The sequence below is a fragment of the Paenibacillus sp. RUD330 genome (genome assembly GCF_002243345.2).
Lineage (GTDB): Bacteria > Bacillota > Bacilli > Paenibacillales > Paenibacillaceae > Paenibacillus_O.
On record NZ_CP022655.2, the window covers coordinates 1,268,502 to 1,289,961 of the forward strand.

Consider the following 21,460-nt stretch of genomic DNA (forward strand, 5'->3'; position numbering starts at 1 on the left):
TAATAATCTCTTCCCAACATGAAAAGCTGGAGGCAAATCATCCATGAGCAAGTCATCAAGCAACTCCCCCGGCGGCTCCTTGAAAAAGGCGGAGCGCTTCTCCTCGTCAGGGTTCATTCTGGCAGCGATCGGCAGCTCGGTCGGGCTGGGCAATATGTGGAAGTTTCCGTACATTACCGGAGAGCATGGAGGGGCGGCTTTCTTCCTTCTGTTCATCGTCTGCCTGATTGCGGTCGGCTTGCCTGTCCTGCTGGCGGAGATGACGATCGGACGCGGCGGCCGGGGCAACGCGGCGACGTCGCTGTTCAATCTGACCGGCAATAAGTATTGGAAATGGTTCGGCGCCCTGTCCGTTCTGACAGCGTTCCTGATCATGTCCTATTATGCCGTCGTGGCAGGCTGGACGTTCCAATATACGCTCGATTCCCTTACCGGCGGCCTTTCGCACAAGGGAATGGACTACGAAGCGCATTTCAACGATTTCGCCGGCGGCCTCATGCCGATCTTCTGGCAAGCCGCCGTCATGCTCATCTGCGGGTATGTCGTCGCCAGAGGCATCTCCGGCGGCATCGAGAAATTCAACAAAATACTGATCCCGGGCTTTCTGATCATCCTGCTGATTCTGATGGTCCGTTCGCTTACGCTGCCGGGAGCCTCCGCAGGCGTGGAGTTCTTCCTGAAGCCGGACTTCGCCAAGCTGGACAGCGAATCCGTGCTGGTCGCTCTCGGACATGCTTTCTTCTCCCTGTCTCTGGGCATGGGATGCATGCTGACCTACGGCTCTTATGTGAAAAAAGAGCAGTCCCTCGGCAAGGCGACGATCGCGATCGGCATCGGCGATCTCGGGTACGCCTTCATCGCCGGCCTGATCATCTTCCCGACCGTCTTTTCATACGGACTGCAGCCGGACAAGGGGGTCGGCCTCGCATTCATGGCGCTGCCGGCCGCCTTCTCGCAAATGCCTTTCGGCGCCTTCTTCGGGGGCTTGTTCTTCATCCTGCTGGCCATCGCGGCGCTGACGTCGGCGGTGTCCATCCTTGAAGTGCCCGTGGCCTTCGCCATGACCCAGTGGAAATGGTCCCGCCGGAAGGCCGCCGCGATCGTGGCTTCCGTCTGCTTCGTGCTCGGCATTCCGGCGGCGCTGTCCGTGACGGGCTCCCTGAGCGGCTTCCTGATCTTCGGCAAGACCGTGTTCGACTGGTTCGACTTCTCCACCGCATATCTGCTCATGCCGATCGGGGGACTCGTCGTCACCTTGTTCACCGGGTATGCCTGGAAGCGGGCCGGGGAAGAAGCCGGCCTTACGGGCTTCTGGTACAAGGCGTGGATGGTCACGCTGCGCTATGTCGCTCCTCTCCTCATCCTGGTGGTGCTGCTCTACTCGCTGTTCGTCAAGCCGGTGTAACGGCAATGAAAAAAAAGAGGCTGCGCCCTTCGTCATTCCATCGACGCAGGGCGCAGCCTCTTTATATGGGTTGGAGCTTCAGGAAAAGCAGGAGCTTGATCATCGGGAAACCAGGTGTTCATCGGGCATGAAGTTCGCTCACATGGAAGGAAGAAGCTGGGCCCTGCCGGCTTTGACCCGGTCCAAAAAGGCGCTCGCGGCCAAGTGCGCCGCTCCCCTCACCGCCGACGCATCGCCAAGCTCCGCGAACAGGACGCGCAGGCGGCTGCGGTGGTAAGGGAGCGCGCGGCTCTCCAGCTCCCGGGCGAGCGGGCCTTCGAGCCAGCGCTTGGCCCGGCTCAGCCTGTTCCCGATGAGCACGGCTTCCGGATTGAAGACATTGGCGATGGTCGCGATGCCCACTCCAAGCATGGCTCCCGTGCGCTCCAGGACGTCGACGATCGCCTTGTCGCCTGCGTTGGCCCGTTCCAGGATCCCATCCAGCGTGCGGCAGCCAAGAGGAAGAGCGTTGTCCAGCAGCGCCTGCTCGGAGGCGTACAGCTCCCAGCAGCCCCGGTTGCCGCAGCGGCAAGGCGGGCCGGCATAATCGACGGAGAGATGCCCGAGCTCGCCGGAGTGACCGGTGGAGCCGCGGTACAGCTTGCCGTCGAGCACGAGGCCCGTTCCGATGCCGATGCCCGCGCTGACGTAGACCAGATGGCGGATGCCCGAGCCCGCTCCGAACACCTGCTCGCCGAGGGCGCCGAAGTTGGCTTCGTTGTCGACCCGCACCGGCACGCCGAAGGCGGCTTCCGTCAGCCGGGCCACTTCGGTAGGCTCCCAGTCCATATTCGGGGCGAACAGGAGGGATCCCGTCTCGTCCACGATGCCGGGAAGGCCGATCCCGATGCCTACGAGGCCGTAAGGGCTGGCTTCGGCTGCAGCTGCCAGCTCCTCGATAAGCCCGAACAGCAGCTTCATGATGGATGCCGCCGACCGGGCTTCATGAGGGCGTCTGATTTCCTTGAGGACAGCGCCCTCCAGATCGGTCAGCACGCCGAGGATGTAGTTCGTCCCGACGTCGACGCCGACCGTATGTCCGGCCCGGTTGTTGAATACAAGCATGACCGGCTTGCGGCCGCCGCTCGATTGTCCCTGCCCGGTTTCGAGGACGAGCTGCTGGTCCAGCAGATCCTGCACGAGGGAGGACACCGTCGCTTTGTTGAGGCCGGTCTTCTCGGATATCGCCGCTCTGGACAAGGGGGCGTGCCTCAGAACGGCTTCAAGCGCGATGCCCGTGTTGATGCGCCGGATCATCGCCGGATCTCCGGTGGCGGTAGTCGGTTTCATAGGTGCAGCTCTCCTTCTATGTTGCGGCCTGCGGCCGGTTGCTGGTCAAGACAAGTATATATCGGATGAGAAAGGAAACAAAACCTGCCCGGATGCGAATCCGCTTAAGTATACCAAAAATAACTTAGTTTGTTTAGTAGACAAACTAAGTTGAACGATGGTAAATTAGATTCCGTAGAGCGTTTACATTTCCGCATTCGGGGAGGCAATCATTCATGGGATATTTTGATGGGATCGGCAGCATTCGCTACGAAGGCAGGGACACGGACAATCCGCTCGCTTTCCGGCATTACAACGCAAATGAAGTCGTGCTGGGCAAAACGATGGCCGAGCATCTGCGCTTCGCCGTCGCTTACTGGCATACGTACGTAGCCGACGGATCCGATCCGTTCGGCTCCGGCACGGCGGTTCGTCCATGGGACAAATTCGCCGGCCTGGACCGCGCCAAGGCGCGCGCGGAAGCGAACTTCGAGTTCATGGACAAGCTGGATCTGCCTTTCTTCTGCTTCCACGACCGGGATATCGCTCCGGAAGGCGACACGCTCCAGGAAACGAACAAAAACCTCGACGTCATCGTCGCCCTGCTGAAGGACGGCATGAAATCGAGCGGCCGCAAGCTGCTCTGGAACACCGCGAACATGTTCACCAATCCGCGCTTCACGCATGGCGCCGGCACGGCTCCGAACGCCCAGGTATATGCCTATGCGGGAGCTCAGCTGAAGAAAAGCCTGGAGATCGGCAAAGAGCTCGGAGCCCAGAACTACGTGTTCTGGGGCGGCCGCGAAGGGTACGAGACGCTCCTCAATACCGATGTGGAGCTTGAGCTCGACAACCTCGCCCGCCTGTACCAGATGGCGATCGCCTACGCCGACGAGATCGGCTTCGACGCCCAGTTCCTGATCGAGCCGAAGCCGAAGGAGCCTTCCAAGCACCAGTACGACTTCGATGCCGCCACGACGCTCTCGTTCCTGCAGAAGTACGGCCTGAAGGACCGCTTCAAGCTGAATCTGGAGGCGAACCATGCGACTCTGGCCGGCCATACGTTCGAGCATGAGGTCCGCGTCGCGGCGATCAACGGCGCGCTCGGCTCGCTGGACGCCAACCAGGGCGACCTGCTGCTCGGCTGGGACACGGACGAATTCCCGACGGATCTGTACAGCACGACGCTGACGATGTACGAGGTGCTGAAGGCAGGCGGACTCGGACGCGGCGGCGTCAACTTCGACGCCAAGGTGCGCCGCGGCTCCTTCGAGCTGGACGATCTGTTCCTCGGCCATATCGCCGGCATGGACAGCTTCGCATGGGGGCTGAAGGCGGCCGCCAAGCTGATCGAGGACAAGGTTCTCGACAAGGTCGTGGAGGATCGTTACGCCAGCTTCGGAGAAGGCATCGGCGCCGAGATCGTATCGGGGCGGGCGACGCTGGCCTCGCTGGAGCAGTACGCGCTCCAGAACAACCCGATCGTCAACGCCTCCGGACGTCTGGAAGCGATCAAAGCGAAGCTGAACGAAGTGATCTTCCGTGTCTGAGTACGTCATCGGCATCGATCTGGGAACCAGCAGCGTCAAGGCGCTGCTGGTCGACCGGGAAGGAAATGTAGCGGCAGAGGCTTCTCGCGAATATCCGCTGCACAGCCCGAAGGCCGGCTGGAGCGAGCAGGATCCGGAGCAATGGGTCGAGGGAACGCTGGCTGTGCTGGGCGAGCTCGGAGCTTCCGATGCTTTGAAGACAGGAGTTGTCGATGGCATCAGCTTCTCCGGACAGATGCACGGCCTTGTGCTGCTGGACAAGGACAATCGCCCGCTGCGGCCGGCCATTCTGTGGAACGACACGCGCACGACGGCGCAATGCCGGGAGATCGAGGCCAGGCTCGGCGGCAAGCTGCTGGACATTGCCCGCAATCCGGCCCTGGAAGGCTTCACGCTGCCCAAGATTCTGTGGGTGCGCGAGCAGGAGCCGGAAATCTTCGGGCAGGCGGCGTTGTTCCTGCTGCCGAAGGATTACGTCCGCTACCGGCTGTGCGGAACGATCCGCATGGATTACTCCGACGCCGCCGGAACGCTGCTGCTGAACGTGCCGGAGCGCGCATGGAGCGCGGAGATTCTGGAAGCATTCGGTCTGGACGCATCGCTATGCCCGCCGCTTGCGGAGTCTGCCGAGCAGACGGGAGTGCTGCTGCCGAAGCTGGCCGAAGAGGCAGGGCTTCGAGGGCCGCTGGCGATATTCGCCGGCGGCGCGGACAATGCCTGCGGCGCCATCGGCGCAGGCATTCTGCAGGAAGGGGAGGCCTTGTGCAGCATCGGCACTTCCGGCGTCATGCTGTCCTACGAATCGAATCGCGGACGCGATTACGGCGGCAAGGTTCACTTCTTCAACCATGGCGAGAAGGACGCTTATTATTCTATGGGCGTAACGCTTGCCGCCGGATATTCCATGAGCTGGTTCCGCCGGCTGATGGGCGGCTTGCCTTACGAGGAGCTGCTCGAGGGCGCGGATCAGGTGCCGGCGGGCGCTGGCGGACTGCTGTTCGCGCCTTATCTGGCCGGCGAGCGGACCCCGCATGCGGATGCGGCCATCCGGGCCAGCTTCATCGGGCTGGACGGCTCGCATGGCCGCTCCCATATGGCGCGGGCCGTCATGGAGGGAATCACGTTCTCCTTGAACGAGACGCTTCATATGTACCGCGAGGCGGGGAAAGAGATGAGCGCCGTCATCTCCATCGGCGGAGGCGCCCGCAATCCGCTGTGGCTGCAGATCCAGGCGGACATCTTCCAGGTGCCGGTAACGGCGCTGGCCAATGAGCAGGGGCCCGGCATGGGAGCTGCGATGCTGGCTGCGGCCGGCTGCGGCTGGTACGGCGATCTGCGGGAATGCGCCGCGGCTTTCGTACGCCGAGGCCGGACATACGAGCCGAATGCCGCTGCAGCCGAAGTTTATGAGCGGCTGTTCCCGGTATACCAGCAGGTGTACGGAGCGACCCGGTCCTTGAGCGAGGCGCTCATGACGTTCAGAAGCTGAACGCGCTGGATGCGCCTATAGCCGCCGCTCTGGAAGATGCGATCTTCCAGAGCGGCGGCTTTTTGCTGCGGATCGGGATCGGGGCGAATAGCAGGCTGAACGGCCCGAGGGACCGGCCGGGCGGAGAGCTGTCCCGGCAGCATTCATATTTTCATCGCCAATTGGTTATCGTAATGCTGCCCGGCAACAACCCAAAAGGAGACCCGATCCCGATGACCGAACGCCATGACCATTCCCTGCTCTTCCGCTTCACGGATCCAGCCTCTGCTTCCGTCGCCGTATCGACGCTTCGCGAGCTTGGATACGACGCCGTCGCTGCGGACAACGCGGAACTCCGCCTGTCTCTCCACGGCAACGACCTGACGTCCGCTCTTGAGATCGCCTTCGCCCATGGAGGCGAGCTGGACGTCCCGGAAGACACGATCACCATTCCGGCGCATATGGTCAATGAAGATCTGGTCGCTTGGGAGGAGGGCTTCTCCCTGAGCTCCTCCTTGCCCGGCGGCAGCGCCGATTCCGGCCTCCGCAACCGAGACGAAGCGGCGGAAGGCGAGGAGGCATTTCCTGAACAGGACGCCTCGCTCAGCTATTTTTCGGGGGATGTCCACATCTGAGCGGATGAAGGATTCCCTGGATTAGACTTCACGTCAGGCGCAGTCAGCAAAGGCCGTCACCGATCTCTGCCCGCGAATGCGGCGGAGAGCGGAACGGCCTTTTTGGCGATTCAAGACCATCAGCGCTGCCGCAGCACCGCTTCCGCCGCGCTGCGGCCGGCATGGTACCCGGTCGTGAAGGCGGCGGTGATGTTGTAGCCTCCGGTGAAGCCATGGATGTCGAGCACTTCTCCGCAAAAGTAAAGGCCTTGCTGCAGCTTGGACTCCATCGTGGCGGGGCTGATTTCCTTCACATGGACTCCGCCGCCGGTGACGAAGGCTTCCTCGATCGAGAGCGTGCCGTCCACCATGACGGGCAGCTGCTTGAGCAGCCTCGCGAACTCCAGCCACGCCGCTCTGTTCAGGTTGTCGTAGGTCGTCATGGGATTGATGTCCGCGCAGGCAAGGGCATATTCCACCATCCGGTCCTGCATGACGGCGGGCAGCACGTTTTTGACCGCCTTCTTCGGCTCGCTTGCCGCCAGGCCGAGCAGCTCGCCGTAAAGGGCGTCGGCGGACCGGTCCGGATACAGGTCCAGAGTCACCTTGACCGGCTGACCGGACGTTTTTTTCCTTTCCTTGACGACATATTGGCTGCAGCGGAGGGCCGCAGGACCCGACAGGCCGAAATGGGTGAAGATCATGTCGCCCTCCTGCTCGGTCAGCCGCTTGCCCTTGGCGCTCCACACCGTCATGACGATTCCGCGAAGCGAGAGCCCTTGCAGCTCCCGGCTGCGGATGAACGGCTCGGACGAGGTGAGGGGCACCTCGGTCGGATACAGCTCCGTCACGGTATGCCCGGCGTCCTCTGCCCATGGATACGCGTCTCCCGTCGATCCCGTATGGGGAACGGATTTGCCCCCGGCGGCGACGATGACGGCTCTCGACCGGATGATCCGGCCATCCGTCAGCTTGACGCCCTTGACCTTGCCGTCCTTGAACAGCAGCCCGGCGACCTTCTCGTTCATGCGGACGGCGACCCCGCCTTCGCCTACATGGCGGATCAGGGCGTCGACCACCGATTTGGCTTTGTCGGATACCGGAAACATCCGGCCTCTGTCCTCTTCCTTCAGACGGATGCCGAGCCCCTCGAACATGGCAGCGATTTCCCGGCTGCCGAAGCTGGAGAGAGCGCTGTGGAGGAATTTTCCGTTGCCCGGAATATAGCGGATCAGCTCCTCCGGCTCCTTGTTGTTCGTCACGTTGCACCGGCCTCCGCCGGATATGCCGAGCTTGCGTCCGAGCTTGCTTCCCTTGTCGAGCAGGAGCGTGCCGGCTCCCGCGTGTCCGGCCGCCGCCGCGGCCATCAGTCCGGAAGGACCGCCCCCGATGACGATGACTTCATAAAATTCCTGGCTGGACATGGCTTGATGAAAGCTCCTTCTTCTCTGCCGCATGCGGACAGGGTATTCAATCTGTTCGCAGATTCTCACTGATTCTAACAGATTCCCCGATCAGTTGGAAAACAGTCCAGGGGCAGGACGGCAGTTCCTATGAAATAAGCTCCATTTTGCCTCAAATAAATGAAGCCGATGCTTCAAATCGACGGCATGAGCCAGAATCTTACAATCGTCGATTGTCAAATATCGCCACCTGTGCTTTAATCGGAGTTATCGAAGGTGCGGAAGGGGGAAACTCGTGCTCTGATGTGGGACAAACTAATTTTGCAAGCATTCGTTTCCTTGCTGCCGATATTTGTCTACCAGCTGTGGATGTACCGGATCAATCACGAACGGAAGTCTGCCGCTTACTTCTGCGCAGCCTACGGCTTGTCCCTTGCCGGATGTTTTGCCCTGTCCATCCGCACCGAATACGGATTTGACCTCGACTTGCGCTTGCTCCCTCTGTTTCTGGGATCGCTGTATGGCGGCTATCCCGCCGTCGCGGTGCTGAGCGTGATTTATGGCAGCTTGCAGATCCCCATTCTGGACAGCCCGTACGAAACGACCAGCTTCATCCTGTTCATCGGCTTGTTCATCCCGGTCATTCTCCTCACGGTCCGCCCGTTCCAGCGAGCGCGGATGAAGGACAAGCTGCGCATCGCCTTTACATTGATGGCGCTGGCTTTTCTTTATTATGCCGGCACATACATAGGGTATTTGCGGACATACGACCCGGACGGGCTGAGCAGCGGGCTCGCGACTCTCGCCGGAATCGCCTGCATATACGTCATCGTGACGGCGATGACGCTGTATACGATCAGCAGCATCGTGGAGCATCATCAGCTGCAGATCCAGCTGAGGCGGATGTCCTCCAATTATAGGAACGAAGTCCATAAGCTCCAGCAATTCGTCGACCAGATGTCCATGGGAACCGTCATCGTAGATCGTGACGGCAGGCTTTCGCATCTCAATGATGCGGCAATACGTTTCAGCGGGCAAGCAATGAAGGGCAGGGACAAGCTGGAGTTTGCGGGAATCAGCTATGAATCCTTTTTCCGCGATCACGACAGCTGCCGCAGCCTCTTCGATTCGGCTCTGGACGGAACCCCGGTTCCTTCCCAGATTCACCAGGAGAGCGAACGCGTCTACCTGCTGACAGCCTTCCCCATCCTGGACCTGCAGGCGGGAGACGCTCCGGGCGCAGCGATGATGATCCAGGACATATCCGAGCTCAACCAGCTGCGCAACGAGCTCAGCAAGATGGAGCGGCTCAGCCTCGTCGGACAGATGGCCGCGAGCATCACGCATGAAATCCGCAATCCGATGGCCGTCATACGCGGATTCGTCCAGCTGATGCGCGAGCGCAGCCCCGACAGCCAGCAGGAATACTTCCGGATCATCATCGAGGAGCTTGACCGGGCCAATTCCATCATCAACGACTTCCTCTCGCTTGCCCAGAACCGGGTCATCGCCAAGGAGGTCGGTTCCCTGCATCATGTCATCAACGAGCTTCTTCCTCTCTTGTGGGCGGACGCCAATCTGAGGGGCCAGTCCATCGAGCTGGATTTTGCCGAGACGATTCCGCCGCTGGAGCTCAATGACAAGGAGATCAAGCAGCTGATCCTGAATCTGGCCCGCAACGGCATGGAGGCGATGGGCGAGAAAGGGGTCCTGACGCTGAGCACCCGGCAGAGCGGCAGCAACATCGAGCTGCGGGTCGAGGATACCGGCGAAGGCATTCCGGAGGACAAGAGAGAGCGGCTGTTCGAGCCGTTCTATACGACCAAGGCCCGCGGCACCGGACTCGGTCTTCCGCTGTGCCTCAGCATCGCGGAGCGCCACAACGGCAGGATCGAGGTCCACTCCGTGCCGGGGCAAGGCACTTCCTTCATCATCACCTTCGAAATTCCCGAATCCGTCCACAGCGGCGGCGCTACGGCATAACACGGCATGCTTTGATGCATCATAAGCCGAAGGCGGCCGGCCTGAGGCGGGCTGCCCATCATGAGACGGGAGCTGAGATGCCATGAGCAAGAACGAGAACGAATCCAAGGAAAAGCTGCAGCAGGAGAGCGCTGCGGCAAAGAACCGCTCCAGCAAGTCCCCGGAAGCGGCCGGCTACGATAAAAAGCTGGACGGGCCGAACCGTCCTTCCATTTGATGCCATGACAGGCAAGGACCGGCCGGAGCTCGATCCTTACGAGCTGGAGTTCCGTCCCGAATTCAAGAGCGGCCGCGGACCTCGGGAGCCGTTCGTCAACGAGCACGGAGTCGTGATCGGGGACCACGAGTACGTGTCGGCGGCTTCTCCTCTCGAACAGTGGTCGGAGGAGACGGACCCGTCCGTGATGGCGGGGGACGAATGGGTGCATCCGTTCAAGGACGTCGGTTTCCTGACGGAGGAGAACCGGGACTATTTCGAGCGGGGCATCGAGCCGCGTCCGGGCAGCTTCGGGCACCCGGAGCACAACGTTCGGAGCGGCATCGACGAGGATGCCGGCAAGGAACAATAACGCCGGAGTCCGGGATTGCCCGCCGCTTCGGAGCTGTGAGCATGGAGGCCGCCGAAGCGGCCTTTTCCTATTGGCGCCGGCAGACGCAGGCCAAGGAGCGGGTTTTCCCAATCGGCGCAGGATGCGCTATAATAGCGGAGAAGGTTATTATTCTCCGAAAGGTGGTAAACAAAGATGTCAATGTCTTTTGAAAGATACATGTTCGATATGGTTCAACCGATGCGCGACGAGCTGACCCGTCTGGGAATCCAGGAGCTGCGCACGCCCGAGGAAGTGGAGGAGAAGCTTCCGGATGCCAAGGGCACCACGCTTGTCGTCATCAACTCCGTCTGCGGCTGCGCGGCCGGACAATGCCGTCCAGGCGTTGCCGACGCTCTGAATCATGACATCACTCCGGACCACCTGTACACGGTGTTCGCCGGGCAGGACAAGGAAGCGACAGCCAAGGCCCGCGAATACTTCGCGCCTTACCCGCCGTCCTCTCCTTCCATCGCCCTCCTCAAGGACGGCGAGCTCGTGCACTTCATCGAACGGCATCAGATCGAGAACCGCTCCGCCGCTGAAATTTCCGCGGATCTCGCCAGCGCATTCGACCGTTTCTGCCGCTAATCCATTTCCCTTACGCCAGGAGGAATTCCCGTGAGTCTTCAGCAGGAAATCATTGCCAAGCTGGGCGTCAAGCCAAGCATCGATCCGGAACAGGAAATCCGCCGCAGGGTTGACTTTCTGAAGGATTACGTGAAAAAAGCGGGCGCTTCGGGACTGCTGATCGCCATCAGCGGCGGCATCGACAGCGCCGTCGCGGCGGGACTGTGCAAAAGAGCGACCGACGAGCTGTCGCAGGAATCCGGCCGGGAGTACATCACTCTCGGCGTGTTCCAGCCTTACGGCGAGCAAGCCGACATTTCGCACAGCTATGAGGTCGCGGATGCCTTCCAGCTCACTCACCGCATGGAGACCAACATCCAGGAAGCGGTCGACGAGATCGCGCTTGAGGTGGAGCACGGGCTCAAATCCATCGGCATGTCCCGGCATGTGAACCGCGGCGTCAAAGGCAACATCAAGGCGCGCACGCGCATGGTGGCCCAGTATGCGCTGGCGGGAGAGCTGAACCTGCTCGTCGTCGGCACGGACCATGCTTCCGAAGCGATTACCGGCTTCTATACCAAGTGGGGCGACGGAGCGGTCGACATCACGCCGCTCAGCACGCTGAACAAGCATCAGGTACGCCAGGTTGCGGCCGCGCTCGGCGTTCCGGCCAGCGTCCAGGAGAAGGCTCCTACAGCCGGACTGTGGGAAGGCCAGACGGACGAAGACGAGCTCGGCATCAAATACGACGACAACAGCGCTTACCTCGAAGGCCGGGAAGTGGCTCCCGAAGTCCGCGAGCTGCTGGAGAAGCAGTATTTGAAGACCGAGCATAAGCGCACGACGATTCCGGGAATCTAGGGACAGGCTCTGCCTCCATGATTATCGGAATCGGCCACGACCTATGCGATGTCGACCGGATCGAGGCTCTTTTGAACGGAGCGTCCGGAAGGCGCTTCGAGGAGCGGATTCTCGCTCCTGCCGAGCGGGAGCTGGCGGCGGAGCTGGCGGGCCGCAGACGCGCCGAGTTCGTCGCCGGCCGCTTCGCCGCCAAGGAAGCTGTCTCCAAGGCGCTTGGCTGCGGCATCGGCGGCATTTGCGGCTTCCGCGACATCTCCGTGCTGCGTTCCTCCGCGGGCAGGCCCGTCTGCGAGCTGTCGCCGCATACGCTGCAGGCGCTCGGACTTCAGGCACAGCCGCTGCTGCATGCGAGCATCACCCATGAGCGGGGGCTCGCCTCCGCCGTTGCCGTATTGGAGAGTGCCCAGCTTCTCCTCCGTCCTGCGTTTTAGACCGCAAACGCCTGCCGCCCCGATCGGGACGGCAGGCGTTTTTTCTCTTGCCTCATTTCTTGTCTTTCAGCCATTGGGTCAAGCTGTCGATCTGCTCCGGGGTAAGCTTGTCCTTGAAGGGGGGCATCAGGCTTCCGCCGCTGCCGATCTGCTCCGCGATCCTCTCCGGCGCAAGGCGGCTTCCCGCGTCATGAATATCCGTCTCGGGACCCATCCTGCCCTTGAGATCCGCTCCGTGGCAGGAAAGGCAATGCGACTTGTACAGCGTGATGGTCTCTTTGGGGCCCTGCAGAGCGGTGCCCGAGCTGCCGCTTCCGGAGCTCCCGCATCCGGACAACAGCAGCAGCGCGGCGGCTATGGCCGCCAGGCCGGTCAGGCGCATGGCGCATTCCTCCTTATCGGTTCCATTATAACGTCTCGAAGCACGGCCAGCCATCGCTGTCAGACGTTTCCTTTCCCAGAATGATTCCACTCCAAGGAAGATTTCCGTATAATTAGAAATGGAACAGCTTCATGGACCTGACGGCCCAACACGAGTTCCGGGAGCATCAGCAATGGACAAACCAATGAATCTAATCCTTCAAACCCGGCTTCGGCAAATGCAGGTCATCTACGCCATGGCTGCGCGAAGCGAATGGAAGCCCGGGAGCGTCATAGAAAATTCGAGCCAGGGGCATCACTGCCTTGCGTTGCCGATTACCGGCTCCGTGAGCTTGAATGCGTCCGATGGGCACTTCCAGGCCGGTCCCGGACGCATGTACTGCATCCCTCCGGGAAGCAAGCATACTTATACCGTCGACAAAGGCGGCCCATTCCGCTGTTACTGGGTGAGATTCGAGCTGGATGCCGGCAGCACGGAGTTTTTCAAGTCGCTGCAGCTTCCCTTGTCGGCAGCGGTGGACGAGCCCGATCAGCTCGAAGCGCGATACCGGCGCCTGATCTCCTTGTCCGGGAACATCACGGACGAGCTGAGGGCGAGAGCCATCATTATGGAGCTCGTCGCCGCTTATCTGCAAAGAGGGCTGGAAGGGCATTCAAGCGCCTCCGTCGCCACCGAGCTGAGCCTATTCTCCGAAATTCTCGATTATATCGAGCGGCATCCGGCCGACAATCTGTCGGTCGACGACCTCGCCAGGCAGATGTATCTGCATCCGAACTACTTCATTTCCTTGTTCCGCAGCTTCACCGGCTGCACGCCGATTCAATACGTGAACCAGCGCAAGATGGAGCATGCCCGCAGGCTGCTGGACGAGAGCGCGCTGCCGGTGCGGGACATCGCCGGCGAGGTCGGCCTGACAGGCCCTTATTTCTCCCGCATGTTCAAGCAGCTGATCGGGACCTCGCCGCGGCGCTACAGGCAGCTGATGGAGGAAACCCGGATGCTGAGGATGGAAAAACCGGGTGAGGACAACCACATGGGTTCTTCCATCAAGATGGAAAACCCGGGTGAGGACAACCAAGCGGATTCTTCCATCAAGATGGAAAACCCGGGTGAGGGCAACCAAGCGGGTTCTTCCATCAAGATGGAAAACCCGGGTGGGGACAACCAAGCGGGTTGTTCCATCAAGATGGAAAATCCGGGTGAGGACAACCACATGGGTTGTTCCATCAAGATGGAAAATCCGGGTGAGGACAACCACATGGGTTGTTCCATCAAGATGGAAAATCCGGGTGAGGACAACCACATGGGTTGTTCCATCAAGAAGGGAAACCCGGACAGCAGCTCGGTCCCGGGCTGCTTCCCCCCCCTCAACGAAGAGTTCGGCTGGCTGGAGGAAGCGGTCGGATGCGGGAGGACGGCAGCCATCTATTCCATTGTTCAACGGAAAAGCGGAAACAGCTTCAAATAAGGAGAGACAAATCAAGAATGACAGAATACGAAGCCGCCCTCCAGGACGGAACGGGCGCAAGTCCATCCGCATATTTCAGCAGGGAGCTGCTGATCTGGTACCGCCAGAATCGAAGGGTGCTGCCATGGCGGCGCAATCGGGACCCATACCGGATCTGGGTGTCGGAAATCATGCTGCAGCAGACGAGAGTGGATACGGTGATTCCGTATTACGAGAGGTTTATGAGCCGGTTTCCGACGCTTTCGGATCTGGCCGAGGCTCCGGAAGCGGACGTGCTCAAGCACTGGGAGGGGCTCGGCTACTATTCCAGAGCCCGCAATCTGCAGGCAGGAGCCAAGGAAGTCATGGCCGTCCACGGAGGCTCGATTCCCGATGACAAAACGGCCGTATCTTCTCTGAAAGGTGTCGGGCCCTATACGTCCGGGGCGATCATGAGCATCGCCTTCAACCGTCCGGAGCCTGCCGTCGACGGCAATGTCATGCGCGTGCTGTCCCGCTACTTCAACCGCGACGAGGACATCGCCAAGCCTTCTACACGCGCGGGCATGGAAAAGCTTGCCGCTTCTCTCATCCCGGACGGAGCCGCCGGCGATTTCAATCAGGGCTTGATGGAGCTGGGCGCGCTCGTATGCACCCCGAGGACGCCCGGCTGCCTGACCTGTCCCGTCATGGTCCACTGTGCGGGCCGCATCGCCGGGCGCGAGCTGGAGCTGCCGGTCAAGACGAAGGCCAAGCCGCCCAAGCCCCAAGTACGGCTGGCCGCTGTCATCGAAGGCATCGGCGAGCATGCCGGACGCGTCCTTATCCGGCAGCGTCCGGATACCGGCCTGCTGGCCAGCCTGTGGGAGCTGCCGCATGTGCTGCTGGACGAGCCCGGAGCCGGTCCCGCCAAGCGAGGACGCAAGCCGGACCTGCTCGCGGAGCCGCCGGTGGAGCGCCAGGCGGCCGATGCGGGCGACCTGCGGCGCCTGCTGCGCGAGGAGAGCGGACTGACGGCCGTTCTCCGCCGCTGGTGGGGAGCGGAGGAGCATACGTTCAGCCATCTTCATTGGACGATGCGCGTCTATCTGGCGGAGCTGGATTCGTCCGTAAGCTCAGGCGGAGCCGGCATGGCAGCCTGGCCTCGCGAATCAAGCGCCGCGGCCGAGACGGGAGAGGCTTATGCGGCTTCCGTGGAGACAGCGGCAGCGGCGCAGAGCTCGCCGGTCGGCGAGAGCGCCGCGGCTGAAGGAGCTGCACCTGGGCTGCCGCCCGAATATCGCTGGATCGGCCCCGGCGATATGCGCCACTATGCCTTTCCGAATTTATTTGCCAAGATCCTGTACGACTATTGGGACAAAGCCGAAGACGGGGAAGGGAAGTAACGAGGATGAGCAGGCTGCTTGATGTCCTTCTGGAGGAAAAGATTGTCGCGATATTCCGGGGGATCGGAGCGCAGGAGGCGGATGCTGCGGCAGGGGCATTGATCCGCGGCGGCATATCCCTGATGGAGGTAACGCTCAATACGGACGGAGCTTTGCCGATTCTTGCCCGCTGGAGAGAGCTTTACGACGGCAAGGCCTATATCGGGGCCGGCACGGTGCTGGACCTCAAGCAGGCGAGGGAAGCCGCTCATGCCGGCGCGCAGTTCCTCATCTCTCCGAACCTGGACGAGGAAGTGGTCGCTTACGGCGCGTCCCAAGGCATATCCGTATGGCCGGGAGTCATGACGCCGACCGAGATCGTCCGAGCCTGGAAGGCGGGGGCGGAAGCGGTCAAACTATTTCCGATGGCCTCCCTCGGCCACCGCTACCTGCAGGAGCTGAAAGCTCCGCTGAATCATATCCCCATGATGGCGACCGGCGGCGTCGATCTGGACAATATCGGGAATTATCTGCGGGCGGGCGCGGATGCCGTAGGCTTGGGCAGCAAGATCGTCAACCTGCAGTGGGCCCGGGAAGGCCGGTTCGACCTCATGGAGGAGCGGGCGCGGCAGTTCGCGGAAGCGGTGCGGGCACAGCGGAGTTGACGAAAAAAAGGCAACGGTTGAGGCTCAAGCCTCCCGCTGCCTTTTTTGGTTCCCATTCTTCTTTTGGATAGAATCCATCCTGGATGTTGAAGGCCCGGTCTATAATGCCCTCACCTTCTGCAGCCGGATCCGGCTATGGGGCAGGGACGGCATTTCGCCGAAGCTGAAGCTGACATCCTGCTCGGGAACTTCAAAACGAAGCTTGTTCGCCAGGAAATCCAGGCTTTCCTTCATGATCTCAAGCGTGATCCATTCTCCCGCACAGCGGTGTCCGGCATCATGATCGCCTCCGCCTTGGGGGACGAAGCGGAACGGACTGCCGCTCCATTCCCTGAAGCGGTCCGGCTGGAAGAGAGCTGGGCTGCTCCATAAACGGGGATGATGGTTCGTGCCGTACAAATCCAGCAGCACAAGCATGCCTTCGTGGAACTTGTAACCGCCCCATTCGAAATCCTTGACGGCCCTAGCAGGGGAAAACGGGAAGAACGGGTAGAAGCGGCGTACTTCTTGGACGAAGTTTTTCAACGCGTCTTCGTCGGAGGATGCGAGCCTCGCCTTTTCTTGCGGCTGCTGGATGACGGCGAGCGCCGCAAAGGCGATGTATACCGCGACGGCGACGATGGGCCGAAGGATATTGAGCACTTCGACCGAAGCGGTCTTCGTCTCCAGCAGCTCTCCCTTCAGATCCCGATGCAGGGCAATCGTATGGAGCGCGGCTCCTTCAGGCGGATGCAGGGTGCCGGCACGGACGGAATCGACCAGCTCCCCGATCCATTTCTCGGCTTTGCGGCGGCTTCTTCTCCCTTTTATGTAGGTCATCCCGAGCGAGGCGGGAGATTCATACATGGCGGCAAGCCATTCCGCCTTCTGGCCGGCTTCCCCGGCGTCGAGCGGAACTCCTGCCCATTCGCAGGCGGCGCGGCACAGAAGCAGCTGCGCTTCTTCATACAGATTGATCTCCTGTTCGGCCTCCCATCGCCCCGCAGCGAGCATCCACTGCTTGCCGACGATGGCCCGCATCCGGACGAGCGCGCCGCGGTTCATGAGAGACATGAACATGGCCTTGCGATGGCGGTGCTCCTCTCCGTCCAGAGTCTGCACGCCGGTCTCTCCGAGCAGCGTTTTGAGGACGCGCTTCGGAGCCGCGCCATGCCTTTTGAACTTGCTGTTGTCGTAGAACAGCTCCGCGGCTTCTTCCCCGCGCATGCATACCGCCCGCTCGCCGAGCAGCCGGGTCTCGAACAGATCCGACTGGAAAGCATCGGCTCTGCTCGTCACGAACAGATAACCTTCCCTGAGCAGGCTCAGGCTGTGGTCCAATCCTTCTTCTTTTGGAAACGGCTTGATGGATTCCATTGCTCTGCCTCCTTCATTGCTCCGCGATGCCTCTTACAGGCATTCCCGTCCCGTTCCAATTGAATACCCGTCCGGCGCGTGTTTGAAAAGATAGAGAGGAACATAGAGGTGGAGCGCCGGAAGAGTCCGATAGAGGCTGATGGAAGGAGAGTCAATGCCGTATGGAATGGATCGGATCGATGCAGACGGGTTTTAGGGGTTTGGGAGAAGGGGGCGGCAATACCGATGGACGAAGGCTCCGCCTCGCCAACTAAAAAAAGAGGCCCGCGATTGCTCGCGGGCCCAGAGAGAATATATGAATAAGGGGGGTCTGTTAGTAGTATAAAACCGCTTACTGAACCCTAGCTGAAGGAAATATTACAATTGTATTACAAGCAGAAGGTTCCTGTACCTTTACCTGAAAAATCAGCCGGACATCCGAAAAAATAGGCGGTTATGCGAATGGGTCTCCGCACTTTACAATGAGAGAGATAGTTCGACAAGCTGCCCGGAAGAGGGGATCTCCATGATGAACATACGTCAGGATTGGGTGGACAAAGCGGAAGCGCTGACACCTGCATTGGCGCACGAGGACAAGAGGCCTGTGCGGGTAATTGAAGTGCATCAAGATGACAACGCTTTCCAAGGGTGGGCGACCCGCACCGGCGGCACCATCGAGGAGTGGAAAAACCAGGCCTACGGCAAAGGAGACAGCTTCATTCTCGATTTCGGCGACCATTGGGTCGGTTATATGCAGCTGTCGCTGAGAAGCATGGGAAGTCCTCCGGATGCTCCAATGAAGCTGAAGCTGACCTTCGGCGAGATGCCCTGCGAGGTCGCGGAGCCGTTCTCCTCCTACGACGGATGGCTCAGCAGCTCTTGGCTGCAGGAGGAGCTGCTGTTCGTCGACATTTTGCCGGCGGTCGTCAAGCTTCCTAGACGCTACTGCTTCCGCTATCTCAAGATCGAGGTGCTGGATACGTCCGTCAAATACAAAGCCGGCTTCGACGACATCGTCTGTGTAGCCGTTACTTCGGCGAACGCATCCAGCCTGCCGCCGCTGCCGGACAAACTCCCTGAGGATCTCCGGGCCATGGACCGTATCGCGGTCAAGACGCTGCAGGATTGCATGCAGACCGTATTCGAGGACGGGCCCAAGCGGGACCGCCGCCTGTGGATCGGCGATCTTCGGCTGCAGGCGCAGGCCAACTATGCCACCTTCCGCAATTTCGATCTGGTGAAGCGCTGCCTGTACCTGTTCGCCGGCATGCGGCTGCCGGACGGCGCCGTGGCCGCATGCGTGTTCGAGAAGCCCCATCCTCATGCGGATGACACAAGGCTTTACGATTATTCTCTGCTTTTCGCGGCGACGCTGCATGATTACTATGAAGCTTCCGGCGACATGGAGACGCTGCGGGAGCTGTGGCCGATCGCTCTTGAACAGCTTGAGATCGGATTGCAGCGGCTGGGCGAAGACGGCGCCGTAGTGGACGACCCGACCTGGTGGTGCTTTACGGACTGGCACGGCGAGCTGAACAAGCAGGCATCTGCCCAAGCTGTCCTCATTTACAGCTTGAAGCGGGGACAACGTCTGGCGGAGGCGCTGGGGCTGGCAGCGGAGCGGAAGTTCATCGCCGAGGCTGTCGAACGGACGTCCTCTGCCGCCCTGGATGTGCTGCTGGATCCGGATACGGGGCTGTTCGCAAGCGGGCAGGACCGCCAGATCTCCTGGGCTTCGCAGGTATGGATGGCGCTCGCGGAGGTACTGCCGCAGGCGGACAATGCCCGGCTGCTCCGCAAGCTGATCGCCAGCGATCCCGCGATCGGAATGACGACGCCGTATATGGCGCATCATTTCGTTGAGGCGCTGTTCGAGGCGGGCCTGCCGGAGCTGGCGCTGGAGAAGCTGCGGTCCTATTGGGGGGGGATGATGGCCGACGGCGCCGATACGTTCTGGGAGCTGTACAACCCGGACGACAAGAAGCTGTCCCCGTACGGAAGCAACCTGATCAACAGCTACTGCCACGCCTGGAGCTGCACGCCTTCTTATTTCATCCGCACGTATATGCGCTGACGGCGCAGACGCCGCCCTGCCAAGCCTTAGCTCTGAAGACGGGCTAGGGCTTTTGGGCTTTTGCTTTAAGCTTTTGCTTTGAGCTTTAGCATTTTTGCTTTGAGCTTCTTCTCTATGCTCTGCGCTTGCCTCGCTCATCGGGCATGGAGTGCTCAGAGTGGGCTGGATGATATTTCCTGACTGCAAGAACCGGAAGCTTTGACTATAATTCAAGCATCCCTATCTCTGACCTAAAGGCGGGTATACGATGCTTTCTTCGCTCCGTAGAAAACTGCAGCGCTTCAAGCCGCGCAGGCTGAGAACCCGAATCCTGATCGCCCTGATCATGCTGTCGGTTCCGCCTCTGCTCATACTCGGCACGATCTCGTCCAACATATCGAAGGACACGATCGTCCGCAACCATCTGGCCAACAACGCCCATAATCTGAAAACAGCCAGCGAGGTGGCTGATCTGCTGCTGCGCAACGCGATCAACATGCACAGGCTGATTCTTGCCAACGAGCAGCTCCGCTCGGAGCTCAAGGCGAGCTCGGCGGGAGAACGGGTCCTCGATGTCCGGACGGCGTCTAGGCTGCAGAACGTCGTCGTGACCAATCTCATCGACACCCGTCACATCTCCTCCATCTGCCTGTTCGATATGGGCTTCCATTCCGCTTGTTACGGCAGCACCGATGCCAATGCCGGCATCTACGCCTTCGCTTCCAGCCGAGCGCTGATTCCAAGCAGCCCCTGGTACAAGGAAGCGGCCGCCGCAAAGGGAAAGGAAGTGTTTTTCAGCTACAACGTGCTTCAGGGAACCTACAGCGGACAAGCCTTCTCGAGCGTCAAGCTGATCCGCGATCCCTATACGTTCCAGGACATTGGACTGCTCGTCATCAACTTGAAGAAAACGATGTTCAGCGCCGTCATGAACGACGATCAGGACAGCGGCTTTCTTGTCGTCGACCCTGCGGACCGCCACCAGCTGAACCTGGTCTACGCCCAGGATGCCGGCCTTGCGACCGGCGTGGAGCGGAATGAAAGCGAAGCTTCCCTGCTGCAGCGGCTGCGGGGCGACGGATACCTGTCGATCGGATACCGCAACGAGACGACGGGATGGACGTTCCTGCATGTCGTCAAGTCCGGCTCCCTGCTCAAGGACGCCAACCGCATCACCGCCGCGACGTCGGTCATCGCCGCATCCATCGCCGCCATCGCGGTCATCCTGTCGCTGATTCTGTCGGGGAGCATCATCCGTCCGCTGCTGCTGATCAAGAAAATGATGATCGATTGGTCGAAAGGATCCGGCAGCCAGCATCAGGGCGCTTCGTTCGAGGAGGACGAAATCGGCGCGATCGGGGAAACGTTCAAGCGGATTTCCTCCGAAAACGAGCAGCTGGAGAAGAGGCTGGTACACTCCCGGCTCAAGGAAAGGGAAGCCGAGCTGAGAACGTTGCAATCCCAGATCAAGCCGCATTTTCTGTACAATACGCTGGATTCGATCTACTGGATGGCGGTGCTTCAAAAAAACGACGACATCGCGCAGATGGCGGTCGCGCTCTCGGAAAGTTTCAAGCTCAGCTTGAACAAAGGGAAGGAAACGATTCCGGTGTTCAAGGAGCTGAAGCATATCGAGCATTACATCACGATCCAGAACCTGCGTTTCAACAACCGGTTCCGTTATGTCGAGAATGTCGCGCCGGCGCTCATGCCGCTGGAAATCATGAAGCTGATGCTCCAGCCGCTCGTGGAGAACGCCATCTATCACGGACTGGAGCCCAAAATGGGGAGCGGAACGGTGGAGCTGCGGGGCAGCATCGAGTACGGCCATGTCCTGTTCGCCGTGACCGACGACGGCATCGGCATGGAGGATCTGTCGGCCATCAAGCAGGGCTACGGAATCGGCAACGTCAGAGAGCGGCTGAAGCTCTATTACGGTCCCGGTAGCTCGTTTGCGGTCATTAGCGAAGCCGGGCGGGGAACATGCATCGAGATCAGATTTCCATGGCCGGCAAGATCAAAGGAGGCATGAAC

At 60.5% G+C, this 21,460-nt stretch carries 19 protein-coding genes; 15 read left to right on the forward strand and 4 right to left on the reverse strand.

The features are described 5' to 3' along the window. The first annotated feature begins 43 nt into the window (after nucleotides 1-43). Nucleotides 44-1,405, forward strand: a complete 1,362-nt coding sequence (locus CIC07_RS05550; protein WP_076359794.1) for a sodium-dependent transporter — start codon at nucleotides 44-46, stop codon at nucleotides 1,403-1,405. Nucleotides 1,406-1,543: 138 nt separating this feature from the next. On the opposite strand, the gene CIC07_RS05555 is transcribed toward CIC07_RS05550, so the two are convergent. Continuing rightward, nucleotides 1,544-2,734: an ROK family transcriptional regulator gene (locus CIC07_RS05555; RefSeq protein ID WP_076359796.1), complete on the reverse strand. Its 1,191-nt coding sequence runs from the start codon at nucleotides 2,732-2,734 to the stop codon at nucleotides 1,544-1,546. A gap of 215 nt (nucleotides 2,735-2,949) precedes the next feature. Here CIC07_RS05555 and xylA point away from each other — a divergent pair, with 215 nt between their 5' ends. The 3 genes from xylA (at nucleotide 2,950) to CIC07_RS05570 (ending at nucleotide 6,366) form a co-directional block, all read left to right on the forward strand. Further along, complete coding sequence (gene xylA / locus CIC07_RS05560) at nucleotides 2,950-4,263, forward strand: xylose isomerase (protein WP_076359798.1); 1,314 nt, start codon at nucleotides 2,950-2,952, stop codon at nucleotides 4,261-4,263. Beyond that, the gene (gene xylB / locus CIC07_RS05565) at nucleotides 4,256-5,752 is read left to right on the forward strand and encodes a xylulokinase (RefSeq protein ID WP_076359800.1); all 1,497 of its coding nucleotides are present in this window, start codon (nucleotides 4,256-4,258) and stop codon (nucleotides 5,750-5,752) included. The genes xylA and xylB overlap by 8 nt, the downstream gene beginning before the upstream one ends. 212 nt (nucleotides 5,753-5,964) lie before the next feature. Beyond that, on the forward strand, nucleotides 5,965-6,366 hold the full coding sequence (locus CIC07_RS05570) for a hypothetical protein (protein WP_076359894.1): 402 nt from the start codon (nucleotides 5,965-5,967) through the stop codon (nucleotides 6,364-6,366). Nucleotides 6,367-6,485: 119 nt separating this feature from the next. Here CIC07_RS05570 and CIC07_RS05575 read toward each other — a convergent pair whose 3' ends face one another. Then, the gene (locus CIC07_RS05575) at nucleotides 6,486-7,769 is read right to left on the reverse strand and encodes a BaiN/RdsA family NAD(P)/FAD-dependent oxidoreductase (RefSeq protein ID WP_076359802.1); all 1,284 of its coding nucleotides are present in this window, start codon (nucleotides 7,767-7,769) and stop codon (nucleotides 6,486-6,488) included. A gap of 282 nt (nucleotides 7,770-8,051) precedes the next feature. Between CIC07_RS05575 and CIC07_RS05580 the strand changes: the two genes are divergently transcribed. From CIC07_RS05580 to acpS, 6 genes are all read left to right on the forward strand, one after another. Next, nucleotides 8,052-9,731 (forward strand): two-component system sensor histidine kinase NtrB, encoded by a 1,680-nt coding sequence (locus CIC07_RS05580; protein WP_076359804.1) that lies wholly within the window; start codon nucleotides 8,052-8,054, stop codon nucleotides 9,729-9,731. 82 nt (nucleotides 9,732-9,813) lie between these two features. Further along, on the forward strand, nucleotides 9,814-9,948 hold the full coding sequence (locus CIC07_RS25645; protein ID WP_268802156.1) for a hypothetical protein: 135 nt from the start codon (nucleotides 9,814-9,816) through the stop codon (nucleotides 9,946-9,948). Between the two features lie 4 nt (nucleotides 9,949-9,952). Continuing rightward, complete coding sequence (locus CIC07_RS05585) at nucleotides 9,953-10,300, forward strand: DUF3905 domain-containing protein (RefSeq protein ID WP_076359806.1); 348 nt, start codon at nucleotides 9,953-9,955, stop codon at nucleotides 10,298-10,300. Between the two features lie 174 nt (nucleotides 10,301-10,474). Beyond that, nucleotides 10,475-10,909, forward strand: a complete 435-nt coding sequence (locus tag CIC07_RS05590; RefSeq protein ID WP_021878793.1) for a BrxA/BrxB family bacilliredoxin — start codon at nucleotides 10,475-10,477, stop codon at nucleotides 10,907-10,909. 30 nt (nucleotides 10,910-10,939) lie between these two features. Further along, a complete protein-coding gene (nadE, locus tag CIC07_RS05595) occupies nucleotides 10,940-11,749 on the forward strand; it encodes an NAD(+) synthase (RefSeq protein WP_076359808.1) in 810 nt (269 codons plus the stop codon). Between the two features lie 17 nt (nucleotides 11,750-11,766). Next, nucleotides 11,767-12,180: a holo-ACP synthase gene (gene acpS / locus CIC07_RS05600; RefSeq protein ID WP_076359810.1), complete on the forward strand. Its 414-nt coding sequence runs from the start codon at nucleotides 11,767-11,769 to the stop codon at nucleotides 12,178-12,180. Between the two features lie 52 nt (nucleotides 12,181-12,232). On the opposite strand, the gene CIC07_RS05605 is transcribed toward acpS, so the two are convergent. Continuing rightward, nucleotides 12,233-12,562, reverse strand: coding sequence for a c-type cytochrome (locus CIC07_RS05605; protein WP_076359812.1), 330 nt, complete (start codon nucleotides 12,560-12,562; stop codon nucleotides 12,233-12,235). A gap of 172 nt (nucleotides 12,563-12,734) precedes the next feature. On the opposite strand from CIC07_RS05605, the gene CIC07_RS05610 reads away from it, so the two are divergent. From CIC07_RS05610 to CIC07_RS05620, 3 genes are read left to right on the forward strand one after another with little or no spacing between them, the layout of a single operon-like run. Beyond that, nucleotides 12,735-14,030, forward strand: a complete 1,296-nt coding sequence (locus CIC07_RS05610) for an AraC family transcriptional regulator (RefSeq protein ID WP_165895309.1) — start codon at nucleotides 12,735-12,737, stop codon at nucleotides 14,028-14,030. Between the two features lie 17 nt (nucleotides 14,031-14,047). After that, nucleotides 14,048-15,394, forward strand: coding sequence for an A/G-specific adenine glycosylase (gene mutY, locus CIC07_RS05615; protein ID WP_076359816.1), 1,347 nt, complete (start codon nucleotides 14,048-14,050; stop codon nucleotides 15,392-15,394). 5 nt (nucleotides 15,395-15,399) lie between these two features. Next, entirely contained in the window at nucleotides 15,400-16,038 is a 639-nt protein-coding gene (locus CIC07_RS05620; protein WP_076359818.1) for a bifunctional 4-hydroxy-2-oxoglutarate aldolase/2-dehydro-3-deoxy-phosphogluconate aldolase, read from the forward strand. A gap of 99 nt (nucleotides 16,039-16,137) precedes the next feature. On the opposite strand, the gene cypC is transcribed toward CIC07_RS05620, so the two are convergent. After that, entirely contained in the window at nucleotides 16,138-17,394 is a 1,257-nt protein-coding gene (gene cypC / locus CIC07_RS05625; protein ID WP_076359820.1) for a CYP152 family fatty-acid peroxygenase CypC, read from the reverse strand. A gap of 505 nt (nucleotides 17,395-17,899) precedes the next feature. Here cypC and CIC07_RS05630 point away from each other — a divergent pair. Both CIC07_RS05630 and CIC07_RS05635 read left to right on the forward strand, forming a co-directional pair. Continuing rightward, nucleotides 17,900-19,447, forward strand: coding sequence for an alpha-L-rhamnosidase-related protein (locus tag CIC07_RS05630; RefSeq protein ID WP_234993117.1), 1,548 nt, complete (start codon nucleotides 17,900-17,902; stop codon nucleotides 19,445-19,447). Nucleotides 19,448-19,694: 247 nt separating this feature from the next. Then, the gene (locus CIC07_RS05635) at nucleotides 19,695-21,458 is read left to right on the forward strand and encodes a sensor histidine kinase (RefSeq protein ID WP_076359822.1); all 1,764 of its coding nucleotides are present in this window, start codon (nucleotides 19,695-19,697) and stop codon (nucleotides 21,456-21,458) included. Nucleotides 21,459-21,460 lie beyond the last annotated feature (2 nt).

What these genes read in the sequence shown, in the direction of transcription:
- cypC (WP_076359820.1), bottom strand. Translation starts at nt 17,394, where the DNA reads ATGGAATCCATCAAGCCGTTTCCAAAAGAAGAAGGATTGGACCACAGC.
- CIC07_RS05585 (WP_076359806.1), top strand. Translation starts at nt 9,953, where the DNA reads ATGACAGGCAAGGACCGGCCGGAGCTCGATCCTTACGAGCTGGAGTTC.
- CIC07_RS05635 (WP_076359822.1), top strand. Translation starts at nt 19,695, where the DNA reads ATGCTTTCTTCGCTCCGTAGAAAACTGCAGCGCTTCAAGCCGCGCAGG.
- acpS (WP_076359810.1), top strand. Translation starts at nt 11,767, where the DNA reads ATGATTATCGGAATCGGCCACGACCTATGCGATGTCGACCGGATCGAG.
- CIC07_RS05575 (WP_076359802.1), bottom strand. Translation starts at nt 7,769, where the DNA reads ATGTCCAGCCAGGAATTTTATGAAGTCATCGTCATCGGGGGCGGTCCT.
- CIC07_RS25645 (WP_268802156.1), top strand. Translation starts at nt 9,814, where the DNA reads ATGAGCAAGAACGAGAACGAATCCAAGGAAAAGCTGCAGCAGGAGAGC.
- CIC07_RS05605 (WP_076359812.1), bottom strand. Translation starts at nt 12,562, where the DNA reads ATGCGCCTGACCGGCCTGGCGGCCATAGCCGCCGCGCTGCTGCTGTTG.
- CIC07_RS05580 (WP_076359804.1), top strand. Translation starts at nt 8,052, where the DNA reads ATGTGGGACAAACTAATTTTGCAAGCATTCGTTTCCTTGCTGCCGATA.
- CIC07_RS05630 (WP_234993117.1), top strand. Translation starts at nt 17,900, where the DNA reads ATGATGAACATACGTCAGGATTGGGTGGACAAAGCGGAAGCGCTGACA.
- CIC07_RS05570 (WP_076359894.1), top strand. Translation starts at nt 5,965, where the DNA reads ATGACCGAACGCCATGACCATTCCCTGCTCTTCCGCTTCACGGATCCA.
- CIC07_RS05610 (WP_165895309.1), top strand. Translation starts at nt 12,735, where the DNA reads ATGGACAAACCAATGAATCTAATCCTTCAAACCCGGCTTCGGCAAATG.
- CIC07_RS05555 (WP_076359796.1), bottom strand. Translation starts at nt 2,734, where the DNA reads ATGAAACCGACTACCGCCACCGGAGATCCGGCGATGATCCGGCGCATC.
- CIC07_RS05550 (WP_076359794.1), top strand. Translation starts at nt 44, where the DNA reads ATGAGCAAGTCATCAAGCAACTCCCCCGGCGGCTCCTTGAAAAAGGCG.
- CIC07_RS05590 (WP_021878793.1), top strand. Translation starts at nt 10,475, where the DNA reads ATGTCAATGTCTTTTGAAAGATACATGTTCGATATGGTTCAACCGATG.
- CIC07_RS05620 (WP_076359818.1), top strand. Translation starts at nt 15,400, where the DNA reads ATGAGCAGGCTGCTTGATGTCCTTCTGGAGGAAAAGATTGTCGCGATA.
- xylA (WP_076359798.1), top strand. Translation starts at nt 2,950, where the DNA reads ATGGGATATTTTGATGGGATCGGCAGCATTCGCTACGAAGGCAGGGAC.
- mutY (WP_076359816.1), top strand. Translation starts at nt 14,048, where the DNA reads ATGACAGAATACGAAGCCGCCCTCCAGGACGGAACGGGCGCAAGTCCA.